The organism is Pseudoalteromonas luteoviolacea (assembly GCF_018100925.1).
GTDB classification, from domain to species: Bacteria; Pseudomonadota; Gammaproteobacteria; order Enterobacterales; family Alteromonadaceae; genus Pseudoalteromonas; species Pseudoalteromonas obscura.
In genome coordinates this window covers 29,324-47,131 of record NZ_JAGJEH010000003.1, presented here as the reverse complement: position 1 = coordinate 47,131, position 17,808 = coordinate 29,324, and the positions used below count along the sequence as shown (strand labels likewise).

Sequence of the window (17,808 nt, the reverse complement as noted above, 5' to 3'; positions counted from 1 at the left end):
ATACCTATTTGAATGACAGAGTTTGACCACAAAGCGTTTTTGAAAACATTGACCACAGAGCCTGGTGTTTATCGTATGTATGATAGCGAACACCAGGTTATTTATGTCGGTAAAGCAAAAAACCTTAAAAAGAGAGTAAGTAGCTACTTTAGGGCAAATATTCCCGACAGCAAAACGCGGGTTTTGGTTAGCAATATTGTTCACATTGAAGTGACACTGACCAATACTGAAACCGAAGCATTATTGCTCGAAAACAATTTAATTAAAAAATACCAACCGCGTTACAATATTCTACTGCGTGACGACAAGTCTTACCCTTATATTTTACTCACTGATCACAAACACCCCAGAATTGCGTTTCACAGAGGAGCACGAAAGCAAAAAGGGGAGTATTTCGGACCATTTCCTAGTAGTGCGGCTGTGTCTGAAAGCCTCAGATTGATGCAAAAGATTTTTCCAGTGCGTCAGTGTGAAGATGCCTATTATCGCGCCCGTAGTCGCCCTTGCTTACAGCATCAATTAAAGCGCTGCTCTGCACCCTGTGTAGATAAGGTCACTGATGATGAGTATGCTCAGCAGGTTGATCTGGTTAGGCAATTTTTAAGTGGTAAGTCACACCTTGTTATCGAAGCTCTTGTATCTAGAATGGAACAGGCTAGTATGGCACTTAATTTCGAGGCTGCGGCTAAGTATCGAGATCAAATTGCCTTGCTAAGACAGATGCAAGAGCAGCAGTCTGTTGCTGGCAATTTTGCAGAAATGGATGTGATTGGCTACGCACAACGCAATGGCTTGTCAGCAATTCATATGCTCATGATCCGTGATCACAAAATACTGGGCAGCAAAACTTACTTTCCGAAAATACCAAGAGACTCAAGCGAAGATGAAATATTGACGTCTTTTCTTGGTCAGTATTACGTATCGAATGGCTCCAACGCGCGAATTGCCAACGACATTGTATTGCCATTTGAGTTATCTGAGCGACACGCACTCACAGAAGCTTTGACTCAACTAGCCAAGCGTAAAGTGCACCTGCGTATCAATGTACGGGCCGAACGAGCTCAGTATCTGGCACTTGCCAATAAAAATGCCTTAAATAGCATTATGGTTAAGCAAAGCACTCAAGATGCTATCAGTAAACGCTATGCCCTATTAAAAGAAGCGATAGGTTTAGCCGACATAGATCGCATGGAATGTTTCGATATAAGCCATACAATGGGTGAAAATACTGTTGCATCATGTGTTGTATTTGATGCTCAGGGCCCCAATACAAGAGAATATCGCCGCTATAACGTCACTGGGATCACACCTGGTGATGATTACGCAGCAATGGACTTTGCTTTAAATAAGCGCTACGCGAAAGTGACCGATGTATCCAAAGTGCCTGACATTATTTTTATTGATGGGGGCAAAGGCCAGTTGGCAAGAGCAGAGGCATTTTTCGAACATTGGCAATTAGAGAAGCTCCCTATGTTAATTGGTGTGGCCAAGGGCACGAGTCGCAAGCCGGGATTGGAAACGCTATTATTTGACGGTGGTCGAAAAACGATTAACTTAGAAAGTGATTCTCCGGCACTGCATTTAATTCAACATATTCGTGACGAATCGCACCGTTTCGCTATTGCTGGGCACCGTAATAAAAGGCAAAAACAACGCACACAATCAGTATTGGAAGAAATAGGCGGCGTTGGTAATAAACGAAGGCAAGCGCTACTTAAATACTTAGGAGGTCTACAAGGCGTTAAATCGGCAAATATACAACAAATAGGGCAAGTGCCTGGGATCAGTCCGCAGTTGGCTGAAAAGATATTTAACCATTTGCATGACAAAGCTTGATACTTCATGCGAACATATAGAAAAAGAATTCTTTAAGTAGTTATGTGGAATATTCCAAACACGTTAACAACATTTAGGTTGTTTCTCATCCCCGTCTTTGCTGTGGTGTTCTATCTGCCGTATTCATGGGCTTTTTTTGCCGCTGCATTTATTTTCTGGCTGGCATCGGTAACAGATATATTAGATGGGTATCTAGCTCGCAAGTTAAACCAATCAACTCCGTTTGGTGCTTTTCTCGATCCTGTTGCCGATAAAGTCATGGTAAGTGTCGCACTGGTGCTCATTGCTGCACACTATCAAAATGTTTGGATCACTTTTGCTGCTGTGGTGATTATTAGCCGTGAAATTGTTATATCAGCTCTGCGAGAGTGGATGGCTGGGTTAGGAAAGCGCGCAAGTGTTGCCGTATCTTCTTTGGGAAAATTTAAAACGGCTGCACAGATGTTGGCGATCATTGGACTAATTTGGCAGTTTTCAACTTGGATGTTGGTATTGAGCTATGTATTACTGGCGACTGCGACGGTATTAACGATAGTGTCTATGCTGCAATATTTGCTTGCTGCAAAAGGTGAATTGCTCAAATCTTAATTGATATTGAGCAATTAGAGTACGGTTTAGATAAAAAATAAGCAAACAGTTAAAAACATTCATTTTTTATATTGACGCAATCAAGAAGTTCTGTAGAATGCGTCCGTGTTGAGAGACAACAGTCATCAAAACGAAATGTAGCTAAAGCACTTAATTTGCTTTGAATACATGTTGCGAGTATAGCTCAGCTGGTAGAGCGCGACCTTGCCAAGGTCGAGGTCACGAGTTCGAACCTCGTTACTCGCTCCAACTTTTGATACATCGGCGGAATGGCAGAGTGGCCATGCAGCGGATTGCAAATCCGTCTACCTCGGTTCGACTCCGGGTTCCGCCTCCATTTTCTCAACAAAATCCACATGCGAAAGCAACCCGATGCCCGGGTGGTGGAATTGGTAGACACAAGGGATTTAAAATCCCTCGCTGGTAACAGCGTGCCGGTTCAAGTCCGGCCCCGGGCACCATTGTGCGAGTATAGCTCAGCTGGTAGAGCGCGACCTTGCCAAGGTCGAGGTCACGAGTTCGAACCTCGTTACTCGCTCCAACTTTACTTTAAGGTTGGTTTTGCAAAACCCGATGCCCGGGTGGTGGAATTGGTAGACACAAGGGATTTAAAATCCCTCGCTGGTAACAGCGTGCCGGTTCAAGTCCGGCCCCGGGCACCACTTGTTTTCAAGTGAAAATGCGAGTATAGCTCAGCTGGTAGAGCGCGACCTTGCCAAGGTCGAGGTCACGAGTTCGAACCTCGTTACTCGCTCCAACTCTCTTTAGAGTTTGGCGGAATGGCAGAGTGGCCATGCAGCGGATTGCAAATCCGTCTACCTCGGTTCGACTCCGGGTTCCGCCTCCATTTTACTTCCACACTATCTGCATACGTAGACATCCGATGCCCGGGTGGTGGAATTGGTAGACACAAGGGATTTAAAATCCCTCGCTGGTAACAGCGTGCCGGTTCAAGTCCGGCCCCGGGCACCATTTTATTTTATTCCCACTTTTTATTTTACTCATCAAATTGATTCTATTTAGCGGTATATGCGTGTATACACGTGGGTGGTGCTGTTGCTAGCTGATGGTATTTTCAGTCAAGAATTTGGTAGCAGGCGAGGGGAATCAAAATGTGAAGAATCAACGGGGGTTAGCCCGCTGATTTGGTAATTCACAGCCAGTAGAAATAATAATTAAACAATATTTAAGTCAGTATTTTTGTCGTATCTACCTAACAATCCCTTTTTAATTAGGCAATGAGAAAAATTCTAACATTAGCTTGAAGTGACCAGAGCCGAAATATTCGCTCGATATGATCTTCCCGTGACCACTTACACAGTCACCTTCAAAAGAGTGTACCAGCTCTCCTTCCATAACGACTTGCCGACTATTTTTAGCCCAGTAAATGCGGATCCCCTGTTTAGTGCCTCTAAAGGTATCAAAGTAGTCATTGAATTCACGCTCTTTGCCTTTTAACGGGTTGAGTTCAAAGTCTACGTCTTCACTCAGGTCTTGCCCATACGAGCTAAACACCGCGAGCTGAAACGTATCATTAATAATGGTGTCAAAGTCCCACCATGGCTTATCTGATGCGCTGAGCTCAGGGCTTGCTGCCAATAATTGCACTTCAAAGTTCAATGGCTTCGGCTCGAGTTCTTTTGATTTATGTTGGTTATAGATTCGTTCAACTATTGCGATTTCCTGCGGAGAAAGTGCACGGTCTTCTTCATGTTCAAACTCCGTGATTGATTTTGCAATGAGGTGATCTTCAAGCGACTCTAATACCTTGTCTGTGATCTTAACCTTATTCATACTGATATTGTCTCGTTTAATTTATTGCTGTGAGTGAGAAAGTATATGTCGAAGTCTGTTTGCGGGTTGTTGCCTATCTCTAGGCTCAAACCTGACTCTTCAACACGTTTAGATAATTTATTTACAAACCTTGATATGTAGGTGATTGCGGCATTGCCTTTAAAGCCATGACGTTCACCAAGCTGTTTTTGCGTAAGCGCATTCTGCCGAAACGACAGTGTAAAAAAGTCGTAAAAAAGGGCTTGCTTCTGTTTGTCTTCTTCTTGAGCTATGGTTTCTAGTAGTAAATTGATAAAAAGCCGCGCATTTCTATCCATTTTTGCAACCTGATCAGGAGAGGGTTGATCGCTTGGCATTAACTCGTAAATATTATTTGCGCCATCAGAGCCATTATTACTTTCATAAAGGTGGACGATTTGCACTGAGCGCCCCTCATCAGGTGATTTAGCTTGCTCTGATGCCGACTTCCGTCGGTAGGTTACATTGCTACCCATATCGAGATAGACGCTTTCAAAGGCTTTATATGTATAAGCTTTTAAGACATGGTTAAAGTCAGTTTGTGCATTGAGCGTTTGGGTTTCTTTGTCCGGCTCAATGTCATTACTGACTTCTTGTTTTGTTGCTTTAATCACTTTTAACAATGTCTCTTGAATAAGTGCTTCGGTGTCGATTCTGTGATCAGTTATCGCCTTTTTCCGAAGTAAAAACTTAATAAATTTATACGCTTCTTGTACGGCTTGTTTGTTGTCAAACCACATCCATACCCCCTTTTAATTGTTGTTGTATCCCTTTCATCATTCATTTTCTATTACTCTATTAGGAATAGCCTGATTGCTGATTGCGGCATAACAACTTTTCCATAAGTTTCAGCATATTGTGTATATTTTCCTAATTGATGTTATCAAGGATTGTTGCCATTTTAGTTACACTTTAATAATTCTATATAATGTTCAAACTTATTTTTTGCTTTTTGCCACTGAATGCTAGTGTGTGATGACAAGAATTTGTCTGACAGTTCATTACCTTTTGTAAAGTAGTCACACGCATTTTCAATTTCACCTACCTCAGAAGCAATGTAGCCTAGGTTAAATAGCTTTTTCCTGTAGCTAACTTGGTAGTTTTCATTGTCTGGATGAACTTGTGTTAAACGAAGCGCAAATGCTCTCGCTTTTTCTAAATGAGTTTGTGCTGACTTTTTGTCGCCGAGATTGTAAAGGTGTATGGCTACTTTTGAGTGTGCGCCTTGTAATAAGCTGACAAAGTCTAGGTTATCTTCGTTTTGGCTATAGAGCTTCTGAGCGGCTTTAAGAGCTTTTTCGTAATACTGAGTACTTTGCTGTGTTTGATTCGTTTGTGAAAAATAGTTTGCATAAGCCATGTATAGTTCGATGCTATGTCCTTGCCAGTCAATGTTATTTTCATTCAATACACGTAGCTTTCTGGTTATATCTAAGCCTTCGAGGAAGTGCGCTTGTGCTTCAACTAGATATCCTTGTGCTAGCTTTCTACTGCCTAAACGACTTGCTAATAAAAGCTGAGCTACTTGTACATGGACATTATCTGGGTCTTTAATAGAGTAGAGTTTTACTAATTCATCAGCGTGATTATAGTACTTGTCGGCATCTACTATGTTGCTGCTATTTTCAGCAAGATTTATATAAATTCTCAGCAGGTTATACTGTGACACAAGATGGTTTGGATCATTCTTAAGTTGCTTTTCAAGGGCTGTCTTAGCGCGCAGTAGCCAGTCGCTGGCCTGTTGCTCTGAAGGCTCGGTCTTTGCGAGATTCCTGAAAGTATTGACTCTGAGTACGTTAAAAGCTTGTTCAAGGCTTTGTGTTGGTACTTGCGTATCGAGTAATTGCAATGTTTCATTATATTTTTCAGCAGCTAGGTTTAGATCGCCGTCCCACAATGCCATGAAAGCTAGCTGTGAAATTATCTTCGCTTTTGCCAGCGCCAATGATGGATCTGCTGGAAGCAATTCAGTCTGTTGTAGTGCTCGGTCTAAATACTGTTTGGCTTCGTCATTCCTACCTTGTTTGATTAATAGGACACCAAATTCATAATTGAATGACATTGCGATTTGCAGTACTTTCGGATTGTCATTGCCAATTTGCGCTATTTTGCTCTCTAACCTTGTTAATGTCTCGGTAAGTTCGCCGATATGCGTAGAGTCATCTTGGCGTAGAATTTTCACTTTTATCAGTAATAACCTGAGTTTATCAATATCATCTAACGGGATATCATCAACGCTCGATACCAGCTTTGATATGTGATTGTTTAGGTACTTACGTTGAAATGTCGGTAAATACTGCGCCAGTATGGGTTCTATTGCATCTATATTTAGTAGTACGTTGTCTTTCAAGTGATTCAGTGCTTGAGCTGTTTTTGCCTGCTCGGTAACAACAAGCTGTTTTTGATAATAGGCAAACGAAGCGGTACTGAGGGCACAGACAAATAAAATACTGGTGGTAAGTAATCGCCTTTTTTGTGCTTTATTTTGTGTTTCAAGCACTGATTGGTAAAAGCTCTGTGAGGCAATAATATAGTTTTTAACCGCTTGTAGGCTGATGGTACCAGGTTGGCTTAGGTACTTGGTACCATCCTGTAGCTCATGTTTACCCAGCGTGAAGTTGTTTTGCTCATCAGGTTGCGCGGCATAGTTTTTCCACTGTTTGTATTTTGCTTCCACACCGTGAAACCACTGTAGGTATTCCTTTCTGGCACTTAACCAGATGAAAAAACGTGGCCAAATTTGTTGATCTAAGGAGAGCTCTTCCGCAATGGTAATTAAACAGTCGTGAGTTAACTTTACATAGGGTGGTAATTTGTGAACTTGATGGCGGATGACAAGCTGTTTTTCAATGAGGGCGTTTACCAATTCTAACAATTGCGGATTTTCTTTTTCTAGCGCGAGAAAGTCCACATGCTTTGAATAGCATGTGCCATTGATATTGACTCCAATAAAAAGTTCGAAAAACTGCTCTGTGAGAGGTTCAAACTGCCCCAATATAAATTCTGCTTGTCGATAGATAACCCCAGTTAGCTTGTTAAGTTGGTTATATTGAGAGAAGGTTAGGACTTTGGGTTGATCGCTGTCGATGGCCAGTGCATGCATCTGTGCTAATAGATACTCGACCGCAGGTAACGCATGAGAAAGTTTGAGAGCCTCAGTTTGAATAGTTTGGGCAAGCCCTTCTTCTAATTCAATTCCCAGCGCAATTGCTTGATTGTTGATGATTTTTAACCAATCTTCAGCAGTTAAACTATGTGGTACGTAAAAGTCTCTGCCAATCATATCTGTATTGTGTAAGTACTCACTGCGAATACTTGTGATCACAGATATGGGCGTGTGTTCTCCTAATAATGATAAGCTTTGTAACAGGCGGTTATTTGGTTCAATTTCAAAAATTTCTTCGAATTGATCAATGTACCAAATATAAGTTGTTTTATGTGCGGTGAGGTGTAGCGAAAGTTCATCTAGATAGGTTGTGCTTAATTGCAGCAGCTCTTCAACAAACTGTTCGACGCTAATAGACATAGTTTGTAAAACAGCTTCAAAACCAGCATCACCTGATTTGATAAAATGTGTCAATAGCGCCGCGCTACATTCAAAGTCTTTTGGCAAGCCAATTTGCCATTTTACATTATTTGTTTGTTTCGCAATGGCTGGGAGCAAACCCGCTTTAATCAAACTTGATTTACCGCTGCCAGAAACACCGTGTACTTTGACTAAACTAGGCCTTTCGTTTAGGAGCGTCAATAAATCAGAAGTCAGTTTGTCGCGTCCAAAAAAATAGTATGTATCATGAGGCTCGAAGCTACGCAAACCTTTAAACGTCAATGACCCGGATTGTTGTGTACCGTCGTATTCATCGCCCAGCAGTACTTGAAGCGCTTCATTAATGTGCTCAACTGGACATAATTGGCCACCAAGTAGCTCAACTTCATGGAGAAGACTGCGGTCTATTTCGTCATGATTAGGTGCAGGATAGAAAATAACAAATGGACCACTGTGGCGGTGCGTCATTGCATATAGCGCACCTTCAATTTTATTGTTTATATGGCCTATATTGTGCACATTACCACTGGGAGATACTTCCCCTGTTGCGAAGCACGTGGAGGTAAGCTGAGTATTTTTTCCTAAATGTGTACGATAAGCCAGTGCGCAACTGAGCGCATACCCTAAGCCAACGCTAGTACTGTCCTCTTGTAAATTAACCGTTTCCTGATTGCTGGTGACCAAATCGAGCTCAATGAAAAACTGGCTTTGCTGCCTATCAAGCGGGTTGAGGGACATAAAAGCGGCTTCAGCAGCCATAGCAAAATAATTTCGCTGTTCTTTAAACTTGTAGCCTAAGGCGAGTATCAAATCATTGGCAAATTTGACTTTTACTTTTTGGCGATCTTTTGGTTTTATAAATCTGAATTTAGGGCTGTATGTATAGCGTTTATCAGATAGAAGAATGTGCATTATTATTAGCTCTTTATAGTAAATCGTTGATCGCACGATCATCAATATTTTCAGTTATTGCTTACCTATCGTGTCAAGCACGCTCACAATGTCATGGTCTACGCCGCTGTCCCTATTAAAACGTTAAATCACAGTAAAAAATAACAATTGCGATAAAAAAATCCTTACACCTGCTAGGGGTACAAGTCTAATGAATATTATTCATATTTACGAAACTTTTTGATTTGCTTTACACAACTTTTTCGAAAACGTTAATATCCTATGTATAAATTAAGTTTGCTTACTATGAATTTTTTAATAAATCTACTTTTTTTTAAATTTTATGAGTTTTTTGTGGTTTGTTTTGTTATTTTTTAATCAAATAGGCGTTTAAACTACAAAGGAGCCTGTTTTCTGTTCAAGATCTGGCTTTGGGATTGGGTAAAAAACTGGTATAAGAGAAGTAGTGCAGATTAATTTTTACGCGTAATTTATCCATTTTTGTGAAAGATCTTGAATAGGTATATCTCGAATTTAACAATTATCTTAAAAGTAAGTAAAAAGAAGCACCTATGTAAAATAGGTAATGGCTTAGCTTAACGTTAAGTAATTGGATATATGTACGTGTGAGAAGTTATGTTGCATTAAAGGACGTGTTCGCATCGTGGAAATGTAGAATTTAAATTCAGTATTAACAATGGGTTAGGGAAAATAATATAAAAAATATAAATATCACTTAGCTAGGAGTTAGTATGGGGCTTTTCAATAGAAGTGCAGTTTTTGCGAGTGTGTTAGTTAGTTTGGGGCTCTGTGCGGGCACGCACGCATCAAATAATGACAGCGCATATTTGGTGCAATACAAACATGGGCAGCTTTCTCAAAACGTTCTTGGTTCTTTAAAGGTAATTGGCCAAAGTGGTGAAAAAATCATTGCTCAAGGGGTACTATCACATCAACAGGTGAGTGAGATAATCCATATAGACGGAGTATCAATTGAAGCTGACTACGGCTTATCTCTGAGCAGTAATTCTCTAGATTATTATAAAGCAACCTCAAATAGTCTCGATGTGCTGGCATACAGTGAGCTTGAGCCATATTGGTTACGAGCGACATCTATCAGTAAATTACCTTCGGCATCCAATGACATTTCTGTGTGTGTTATTGATTCAGGTGTAGATAGCAGCCACCCAGACTTACCTGCCAATATTCATGGCTATCATAGTGTGTATGCTGGCTTTTGGGATCAAGATGCACTGAGTCATGGTACACACATGGCAGGGATCATTGCTGCACAAAATAATGGTATCGGCGTAAAGGGCGCACTGAGCGAAGGGGGAGCTAGCTTACAAGTCCATAAATTAATAAAAACCGCCAATGGAAGAAACTCTGCTATTTGGGGTGGGAATCTAATCGAAGCCATTGAAGTGTGTGCAAATTCAGGTGCTAAGGTCATCAATATGTCGTTAAGCGGTGAGCAGTTCTCACCGATGACCATGTCCGTTATTGATCGACTTGCTTACGACCGAGGCCTTATTTTTGTAGCAGCAGCAGGGAATCACGGCTCAAGAGAGAAGAAATTGCAAGGTCAGTACAATGATGCATTGCATTACCCGGCTTCATATCACAATGTGTTGTCGATTGGCGCTTTGGAAACGGATGGCAATATCGCCGCTTTTTCGCCAACCAATCCAAATATTGACTTTGTTGCACCTGGCAGCAAGATACTTTCAACGGCAAATCGCAGCCATTATGCGGTGCAAGATGTGGTTATTCAACACAGCGGAGGCATCTCAGATGCGTTAAAGTATACGCAAATCGACGTGGGTCTGAGTAGCTATTCGATGCAAACTTCGCTTCCACAGCAATGCGTCTATACGTTAACAGCCGAAGATGTGCAACAACAAATGACCGAGCGTACTTTATCTTACCAAACGCGTCAGAATTTAAGCAGCGCACAATCGAGCTGTGTTGCTGAAGGGGGTAAAGTATTGCTGATTAACTATCCTCAACATCCAAATGGACGCTTAAGAGGCATTGACTACTACACTGAGTTCCCGACATTGCTGGTACATCAGTGGCCAGTGGTCACCGATAGCGCGAATATGTCTGTGGCGATCAGAAGTTATCATAGCGACTATGTTGTCGGAGCTGGCACATCGCAAGCAACGGCCATTATTTCTGGTGGGATCGCAAGGTTATGGTCGCAAAATCCCAATTGGGATCGAGCGCAAATTATTAATGCATTAAGATCAACAAGCCACGACTTAGGTGCCGCAGGCAAAGATAGTGTCTATGGTCATGGGTTACCAAATTTTGCAGAAGCACTTGCCTATTTGCAGTCTGGGAAAACACCTGCATGCCCTATGCAGTGGTATCACAACAAATCCTATGAAGGTGGAGAGCAGGTGACTTACCAAGGCAAAATATATAGTGCTCACTATTGGAATAAAGGAGCCAGCCCTATCCTAGCGCCTAATATGTGGCATGAGCAAGGAGAGTGCGATACCAATAATCAAAGCCAATCAACACCAGATGATGGTGGATACAGTATATTAGACTTTTCCGGGTTGGAAGATGAAAACTCAGCCTACAGTTGTAAAGGCTTAAGTTTGATGTGTGGTGGTTAAATGCACAATACAATAAGGGTCTGGTGACCCTTATTGTATTAGTCAAGTTATCTCGGTTCGATGTGGTGATATGTTAGGCGTGACCCTCAAGTAGCCAAACATAAACAACTGGAAAACCATTTTTATATTGAACTTGCAAATCTAGTAGTTGCCCACTAACAACTTGCTTAACATCAAAGTGTGTATCGCTGAGATAAAACCGCCCACCTTGATTAAGCAGGGTACTGGTTGCTGAAACCGTGATCCCTTTGTTTTTAGCAAGTTCAACTAATGCATCACGGATGGCGAACTTTATCGCGCTACTTATCAGATTATCTGGCGCTATGGTTCCATCTTCTCCGAAATTACCCATAACAACGCTTCTACCTTGGTATTGGTGAACTTCTCGCCATGATTGACGAGTTACTTTCTCCTGCTGATATTCACGCATGCGGTAATTTGCAAATAAGGTTGAGCCGTATTGACAACTATTGGTCATAATAAGCGGAAGTTGATAGTCACTACCATTGACTTCCCCTTGACGTGAAAAATGTGTGCGGTGTTGGTCCGCTGAATATGATTCGGCATAACGCTCTTGAATATTCACACGTGCTTGCGTTAGATATCCAGCCAATGCTTGTGCGTTGACTGCGGTCATTGGCAGTTGTTGATGAGAGAATGCAGTGTAATAACTAGCTCCAATAATACTGTTGTCGCCATTGCATAACCATTTAGGTTCGCACAAGGTGAAGTTACACGTTACTGCTTCACAGGCTTGCCGCGCTTTAATCGGATGTGTACTGACATAAGTGTATAAGGTGTCTGAAGTGATAAAAGGATCTGAAAAGTAGATTTTCTTACCACTTTCTAAAACAAGATGCTTTTGTTCTATTGAAAGCGATTTAATCTGTTTGTCTAGGTTTGGTAAGCCATGGAAGTTAGCGAGCAGTGCAGCAGCTCGCTGTCTGCTGGCGACAATAGAGCCATTTTTGGTTGCACTATAGGGGGCTGCCGTGCCAATAAAGCCAATTTGATCTTCAACAACTGGGTTTTGCAGCCAACAAGGGGCGGTTTTTTTCACGACAGGGTTGTTGCTTGTTTGCGTAGCTTGGCATCCCATCAAGGTCATAACGCTTAGACCAACCCAAAATTTAGTATGTGATAACATGTTGAAACCTTAGTGAGAAAGCTACATAAAATCGTGTTAGTAGCGTAAATCCTTTTGTATTACGTAGTCTCTCGCAATGGGATATCAAATTCAACCATCAGGCCTCCTTGAGCACGGTTTTTCAACTTTATTTGACCGTGGTGGGCATGAATGATGTCATTGCACAAACTGAGTCCAATACCTGAACCATCTTGTTTTGTTGAGTAAAAAGGCAACAAGGCTTGATGGAGGTTGCCATTTACAATACCTGTACCTCGGTCGACAATTGCAATTCGCAATCGGTCGTAGTCTTTGACCACTTTAACTGCTACCTGTGTAATGTCACTACCTGACTGATGGGCGTTTTTTAAAATATTGATCAACACCTGTTCTATTTGCGCCGCATCGAAATAGGCCTGCTCAGTAGGTAGCGGTGCGAGCAACTCAAAAGAGTATAAAGTCCTGACCTGATCAAATAGGGGCTTTAGTGGGTGATAATTTAAGTTAGGTTTGGGTAAGCGAGCAAAGCGTGCATATTGCGCAATAAATTCACTTAGGTTCATGGTTCTTTGGTCTATGGTTTGCAAAATATCTGGTAGTAATTCGAGGTGTTTATTTTGCACTAACATTGTTTTTGCGGATGACGTCAGTGAGCTGATGGGGGCTAGCGAGTTATTTAGCTCGTGGCTTATCAAGCGAATAGCATTTTTCCACATACTGAGCTCTTCTTGGCTGAGCTCTAGGGAGACATTTTTTAAAATCATTAACTGGTGTGGTTGATGATTAAATGTAACGGTTTTAAAGCTCAAATAGTAACTTTGTTTGGTGTCGTCCTGTTCGAAGCTGATCATGCCAGACTGTGCTTGAGTAATCGACTTTTGTAAGTAGGGGTGCAGATTTTCACAGCATTGGTGCAAGGTCATACCCTCTAATTTAGAGGACTTTAAAAGCTGGGTAGATTCGTTGTTAAAATACACTATGTGTTTGAAGGGGTCGAGTAATACGATCCCCATCGGAGACGCTTGCACTATACTATCTAGCAGTATTTCTCGCTGATTAAGTGTTTGTCGTTGCTTTTTTAGGTGAGTAGTGAGCTTATTGTACATACTCACTGCAGTACTTAAATCGGACTCTTGATGTTCGGAAATACGGATTGAGAAGTCATTATCATGAATGCTTTTTAAGCCGTTCGTGAGTGTATCTATGGTTCTCTTATGCTGCTGAAAAATATATTCGCAGCTAAAAAATACCAACGGCAATGTGATAAGCAGTGATATAAGTAAACCGACTAAAAAAGGCGCTTCAATAACATATAACGTGCCTTGAATGCCTGTGGCAAGCAGGATGAATATCGTTGCAAAACATGACATTTTTCCAGCTAAAGAGCCCATCTTATACTTCATTAGCGTGCTATCCCGAATTTGTCCATACGGCGATACATTGCTTGGCGACTTAAGCCTAAACTTTTTGCCGCGTGTGTGACGTTACCATCGTGTGATTGTAAGGCATTTTGAATGTCCTGTGCTGATAGCCCCGTATTTGCTGAAGAATTCGTTTGATTGGGTTTTAGTCCTAAATCAGAAGCTTCAATTAGTTCGCTCTGAGCCAGCAATTGTGCACGACCAACGACATTTTGCAGCTCTCTGACATTACCTGGCCAATTATGGCGTTTCAATGCATTGGTGGCGCTAGAGCTGAACCGCTTATGGCCTTGCAGAAAGTGTTCTGCTAGCGGGATAATGTCATCGGGCCTGTCTACCAGTGCAGGGAGTTTTAATTCAATCATATTCAGGCGGTAATACAGATCTTCTCTAAATACGCCGCTCGCAATAGCGGCAGTTAAATCAGCATTGGTTGCGCTGAGTACCCTGACATTGACTTTTTTTGTTTGGCTACTGCCAACAGGTTCATATTCACCGGTCTGTAGCACGCGCAGTAACTTTTGTTGTCCTGAAAGTGGTAAATTCCCTATTTCATCCAAAAAAATAGTGCCGCCATCGGCTGCTTCAAATCGGCCGATACGACTCTTTGTTGCGCCTGTGTATGCACCACTGACTACGCCAAATAGTTCAGCCTCAATTAGGTCGGCTGGCAGCGCACCAGCATTGACTTTAACAAAAGCATTGTCGCTATAGGCGCTGTTGGCGACAATCACTTCGGCTATTTTTTCTTTTCCGGCACCATTAGGTCCCGTAATGAGGACGGGGGCATCTGAGTGGGCCACTTGTGTTGCGACTTCGAGTAAACTGAGCATTGCTGTGTCCGCATAGACGAGGCCTGCTAAGTTAAACTGCTCGTTTAGCTTATTAGTACGTGTTCTTGATTGCTTTTGCTGCTGAAATTGTGCTTTTTCAAGCCGATACATTTCAAGTAATTGATTGACAGATGCCAGTAGCTTTTCTTCTCGCCATGGCTTTTCTAGGTAGTCTGCGGCCCCATCTTTGATAAGTTCTACTGCAGTTTCTAGGTCAGCCCATGCGGTCAATAAAATAATGGGTAGGTCTGGGTTGAGTGCTCGGATCTCTTGATAGAGTGCTTTGCCTTCCGCACCTGAGGTGGTGTCTTGGCTGAAATTCATATCTTGAATGACTAAATCATAGGCTTGGCTGTTCAATAATTCGAGCCCTTGTTCAGGTGTTGTCGCGCCATCGCAGTCAATGTCATTGAGTAAGAACAATAGCTTGAGTGCTTTTATTACATCTTGATTGTCATCGATCACAAGTATTTTATTTTGCATATTTTTATCATTTATAATGCCGGTACAAATGTACCGGCTTGTTATTTAACTGGTTTTTGTAACCTGTGCGGGGGCTATTCTAGCTGCTTTTCTAGCAGGGATATAGACTGCTGTGGCGCTTAGTAACCATACACATAAGGCTACTAAGCCTGCTAACCATGGCACAATGAGCCCTTGGATCCTGAGATTAGTGACAAAATATTGGTTTAGCCACAGCGCAGCAAATAGTCCCAATATGATGCCCACAATGGCTAAAATTGAGTTTTCGATGAGCAGTGTTTGCATTACTCTAGATTGGCTTGCACCCAAAGCACGTAGCACACCAATTTCCTTTTTACGTACAGATATTGAGAAGGAGACTAATGCAATGATCCCGACTCCAGTAACCAAAATTGCAATGCCACTGATCCCCATCATAATAAATGCAAAGGTACTTCGACCATCCCACAAACGTTTCTTTGCGCGGGCCGCAAACTCAACTTGTTGTACTATTCGGCCATCTTCTTCAAATAGTAAGTCTTCAATGGTTTCGAGTACGGTTTTGTCTGTGTTTGGTGCCACCTTTACCAAATAGTTAATTTGGCTGTTTCGACCGTAATGCGCTTCGGGTAAAATTGCCGAGTGATACCAGTTGTTAGTGTAGACAGCGGTTTCACCCAACATCATATCGTCATATATGGCAATGACTTGGTAGGGGGCGCGATCACTATGCAAATAGACTGTCTGACCAAGGGCACTTTGTTGCGGGAAAAGCTTCTTTGCTAACGCATTGCTTATCATCACAACACTGGCGCGTTGATTTTGAGCAGCAGCGCCAAAGATATACTCGGTATCATAAAAATGGCGTCCCTGACTTATGTGGACCCCCAAGGTTTCGACGCCGCCCTGTGTTTGGGCAAAAAGCGCAACATACTCTCCCTGATTGTCTGTATCAAGTGTATTGTGTGCAAAGTTACGACCGTTTACCGTTGCTAATACCAATTCATTGCCCGCATAGCTAGCAGATTCAACACCTGGTAAGGCTTTTAGGCGTTGCAAATCCCGTTCGATGAGCGCGCCTTTATCAAGGTTTTTGTCAAATGCACGCGTGTAAACATTAATAATTTGTTCTTCGGCAATATGCGAAGGAACAAGCCAGTTTTGCAACGTACGATAACTGATAAAGCTGGTATTGCCGACAATGGTGACCGCTATAGCAATTTGTAGCGTGATCAACAGCGAAATACTTTTGTGCTTTAAAATGAGTTTTAAAATATGTTTAATCGCCATGAACTTATCCTCTTAATTGAGATGCGGGAGCAATGCGGCTGGCTGCGATAATTGGAAATAAGCCCGCGATTAAAATGGTAAAATAGATGGCCATTGCTGCTTTAAATGCGAACCACATATCCATGCTGTAAAGTCGTTGTACTTGTTCTGCCACACCGACGTAATCCATTTGGTACATAGCCAGAAGATACATGACATAAAGGCCGATTTGTGCACCAATCAAGCCTAATATGATGGCAATGGTGGCGCCGAGAAGTAATTCAATCATTTGTAGTTTTACAATGTATAGCCGGTTCGCACCGAGTGCTCGGTAAAGAGAGACCAGTTTGGCTCTGTGTTGATTTTTTGCCAGTAAAATACCGACCGTGTTCACCAAGGTGATAGCAAACAGCAAGTAAGCGAAATTTAAATACACTCGCTCCCAATCCATAAAGCGATAAATGGTGTCATGGAGCAGTTTTAACGATTGAATATAATAAGGTTCACTATGGGTAAATCGGCCTAGAGTTGATTGTTGCTGAGTGTAGTTCCTCATCCAAAGTGTCAGCTCGTCGACTTGTGCCTGTGTGTTGTCTGGTGAAACCTGCGCCCATGCATGCAAGAAGCCACACTCGGCACTTTTCAAGCCTGTGACATTGGTTTGGCGCAGCTCAGGACGTAGAGCTTCATCTTTAGTCATACATGGCATATAACCGACTCTCGGTAAGTTATTTGCTAAAGCGTAATCCATAGGCACAAATGCCATGTCATTATTTCGATTGCTAAAACTAATATTCTGAAAGCGGTGAGTATGCTGAGATAAATCAACGACGCCGACAACTTCTAGTTGCTGGTTATTGATCATCACAAACTTACCAACAGAGTTTGTCCCTGCAAATAAATGATCATTGGCTTTTTTATCAAGCACAATGACATTGGCGTCATCCATATTGCTATTCCAAGCATTGCCAAACAAAAAGGGCGTGTTCATCATCTCAAAAAAGCGGTGATTGACTGCTGAGCCTGTTGCATCTAGTGGTCTTGCACTACTGTCGTCGAGGTCGATAACAAACGACGTGGTGTAGTTAAAGCTTAAACTTTGTAGTGAAATCTCTTTTGCCTCATATGCATCGGACAAGGCTTGTGCATCGCGATAGGTCAAAGGTGGCGTTCTTAGTGGGTGGCGTCTATCAAACTCGGCATCCATGAAGTTGAGGCTGAGGTGCTGAAGTACATCTAGCTTATGAGACATCGCTGAGCGGCCACTTTGATCAATGATGGTTCCCATAGTGAGTAGCAGGGTTATGCCGATCACCAAGTTCACTATCATCAGAGCAGTGAGTTTTGATTTTTGTCTAAATCCTTGCCATGCAAGGTGAAATGCATCTTTCATGGG

At 42.1% G+C, this 17,808-nt stretch carries 11 protein-coding genes and 8 tRNA genes; 11 read left to right on the top strand and 8 right to left on the bottom strand.

Annotated features, from left to right (window positions below; all coding sequences use genetic code 11):
* Window positions 1-12: 12 nt before the first annotated feature.
* From uvrC to J8M00_RS06360, 10 genes are all read left to right on the top strand, one after another.
* Window positions 13-1,836: an excinuclease ABC subunit UvrC gene (gene uvrC, locus J8M00_RS06405; RefSeq protein WP_211009495.1), complete on the top strand. Its 1,824-nt coding sequence runs from the start codon at window positions 13-15 to the stop codon at window positions 1,834-1,836.
* Window positions 1,837-1,878: 42 nt separating this feature from the next.
* On the top strand, window positions 1,879-2,424 hold the full coding sequence (gene pgsA, locus J8M00_RS06400; RefSeq protein ID WP_023398755.1) for a CDP-diacylglycerol--glycerol-3-phosphate 3-phosphatidyltransferase: 546 nt from the start codon (window positions 1,879-1,881) through the stop codon (window positions 2,422-2,424).
* Between the two features lie 173 nt (window positions 2,425-2,597).
* Window positions 2,598-2,673 (top strand) — tRNA-Gly (locus tag J8M00_RS06395).
* Window positions 2,674-2,687: 14 nt separating this feature from the next.
* Window positions 2,688-2,761, top strand: a tRNA-Cys gene (locus J8M00_RS06390).
* Between the two features lie 37 nt (window positions 2,762-2,798).
* Window positions 2,799-2,885 (top strand) — tRNA-Leu (locus J8M00_RS06385).
* A gap of 4 nt (window positions 2,886-2,889) precedes the next feature.
* A tRNA-Gly gene (locus tag J8M00_RS06380) sits at window positions 2,890-2,965 on the top strand.
* Window positions 2,966-2,999: 34 nt separating this feature from the next.
* Window positions 3,000-3,086: transfer RNA gene (locus J8M00_RS06375), tRNA-Leu, on the top strand.
* 19 nt (window positions 3,087-3,105) lie between these two features.
* Window positions 3,106-3,181 (top strand) — tRNA-Gly (locus tag J8M00_RS06370).
* 16 nt (window positions 3,182-3,197) lie between these two features.
* Window positions 3,198-3,271: transfer RNA gene (locus tag J8M00_RS06365), tRNA-Cys, on the top strand.
* Window positions 3,272-3,309: 38 nt separating this feature from the next.
* Window positions 3,310-3,396, top strand: a tRNA-Leu gene (locus J8M00_RS06360).
* Window positions 3,397-3,651: 255 nt separating this feature from the next.
* Here the strand turns inward: J8M00_RS06360 and J8M00_RS06355 are convergent.
* The 3 genes from J8M00_RS06355 to J8M00_RS06345 form a co-directional block, all read right to left on the bottom strand.
* Window positions 3,652-4,218 carry a hypothetical protein gene (locus J8M00_RS06355; RefSeq protein WP_211009494.1) on the bottom strand — a complete coding sequence of 189 codons (567 nt, stop codon included), beginning with the start codon at window positions 4,216-4,218 and terminating at the stop codon, window positions 3,652-3,654.
* Window positions 4,215-4,976 carry a hypothetical protein gene (locus J8M00_RS06350; RefSeq protein ID WP_211009493.1) on the bottom strand — a complete coding sequence of 254 codons (762 nt, stop codon included), beginning with the start codon at window positions 4,974-4,976 and terminating at the stop codon, window positions 4,215-4,217. Before J8M00_RS06350 ends, J8M00_RS06355 begins: the two co-directional genes overlap by 4 nt.
* Window positions 4,977-5,137: 161 nt before the next feature.
* Entirely contained in the window at window positions 5,138-8,695 is a 3,558-nt protein-coding gene (locus tag J8M00_RS06345; protein ID WP_211009492.1) for an ATP-binding protein, read from the bottom strand.
* A 731-nt stretch (window positions 8,696-9,426) separates the two neighbouring features.
* Between J8M00_RS06345 and J8M00_RS06340 the strand changes: the two genes are divergently transcribed.
* The gene (locus J8M00_RS06340) at window positions 9,427-11,301 is read left to right on the top strand and encodes a S8 family peptidase (protein ID WP_211009491.1); all 1,875 of its coding nucleotides are present in this window, start codon (window positions 9,427-9,429) and stop codon (window positions 11,299-11,301) included.
* Between the two features lie 73 nt (window positions 11,302-11,374).
* On the opposite strand, the gene J8M00_RS06335 is transcribed toward J8M00_RS06340, so the two are convergent.
* The 5 genes from J8M00_RS06335 to J8M00_RS06315 are packed head-to-tail and all read right to left on the bottom strand — an operon-like array spanning window position 11,375 to window position 17,805.
* A complete protein-coding gene (locus tag J8M00_RS06335) occupies window positions 11,375-12,448 on the bottom strand; it encodes a hypothetical protein (RefSeq protein WP_211009490.1) in 1,074 nt (357 codons plus the stop codon).
* A gap of 59 nt (window positions 12,449-12,507) precedes the next feature.
* Window positions 12,508-13,830 carry a sensor histidine kinase gene (locus J8M00_RS06330; RefSeq protein WP_211009489.1) on the bottom strand — a complete coding sequence of 441 codons (1,323 nt, stop codon included), beginning with the start codon at window positions 13,828-13,830 and terminating at the stop codon, window positions 12,508-12,510.
* Entirely contained in the window at window positions 13,830-15,164 is a 1,335-nt protein-coding gene (locus J8M00_RS06325; protein WP_211009488.1) for a sigma-54-dependent transcriptional regulator, read from the bottom strand. The genes J8M00_RS06330 and J8M00_RS06325 overlap by 1 nt, the downstream gene beginning before the upstream one ends.
* Before the next feature lie 45 nt (window positions 15,165-15,209).
* A complete protein-coding gene (locus J8M00_RS06320) occupies window positions 15,210-16,433 on the bottom strand; it encodes an ABC transporter permease (RefSeq protein ID WP_211009487.1) in 1,224 nt (407 codons plus the stop codon).
* Between the two features lie 4 nt (window positions 16,434-16,437).
* Window positions 16,438-17,805, bottom strand: a complete 1,368-nt coding sequence (locus J8M00_RS06315; protein WP_211009486.1) for an ABC transporter permease — start codon at window positions 17,803-17,805, stop codon at window positions 16,438-16,440.
* Window positions 17,806-17,808 lie beyond the last annotated feature (3 nt).

What these genes read in the sequence shown, in the direction of transcription:
- J8M00_RS06345 (WP_211009492.1), bottom strand. Translation starts at nt 8,695, where the DNA reads ATGCACATTCTTCTATCTGATAAACGCTATACATACAGCCCTAAATTC.
- J8M00_RS06320 (WP_211009487.1), bottom strand. Translation starts at nt 16,433, where the DNA reads ATGGCGATTAAACATATTTTAAAACTCATTTTAAAGCACAAAAGTATT.
- J8M00_RS06355 (WP_211009494.1), bottom strand. Translation starts at nt 4,218, where the DNA reads ATGAATAAGGTTAAGATCACAGACAAGGTATTAGAGTCGCTTGAAGAT.
- J8M00_RS06315 (WP_211009486.1), bottom strand. Translation starts at nt 17,805, where the DNA reads ATGAAAGATGCATTTCACCTTGCATGGCAAGGATTTAGACAAAAATCA.
- J8M00_RS06335 (WP_211009490.1), bottom strand. Translation starts at nt 12,448, where the DNA reads ATGTTATCACATACTAAATTTTGGGTTGGTCTAAGCGTTATGACCTTG.
- uvrC (WP_211009495.1), top strand. Translation starts at nt 13, where the DNA reads ATGACAGAGTTTGACCACAAAGCGTTTTTGAAAACATTGACCACAGAG.
- J8M00_RS06340 (WP_211009491.1), top strand. Translation starts at nt 9,427, where the DNA reads ATGGGGCTTTTCAATAGAAGTGCAGTTTTTGCGAGTGTGTTAGTTAGT.
- J8M00_RS06325 (WP_211009488.1), bottom strand. Translation starts at nt 15,164, where the DNA reads ATGCAAAATAAAATACTTGTGATCGATGACAATCAAGATGTAATAAAA.
- pgsA (WP_023398755.1), top strand. Translation starts at nt 1,879, where the DNA reads ATGTGGAATATTCCAAACACGTTAACAACATTTAGGTTGTTTCTCATC.
- J8M00_RS06350 (WP_211009493.1), bottom strand. Translation starts at nt 4,976, where the DNA reads ATGTGGTTTGACAACAAACAAGCCGTACAAGAAGCGTATAAATTTATT.
- J8M00_RS06330 (WP_211009489.1), bottom strand. Translation starts at nt 13,830, where the DNA reads ATGAAGTATAAGATGGGCTCTTTAGCTGGAAAAATGTCATGTTTTGCA.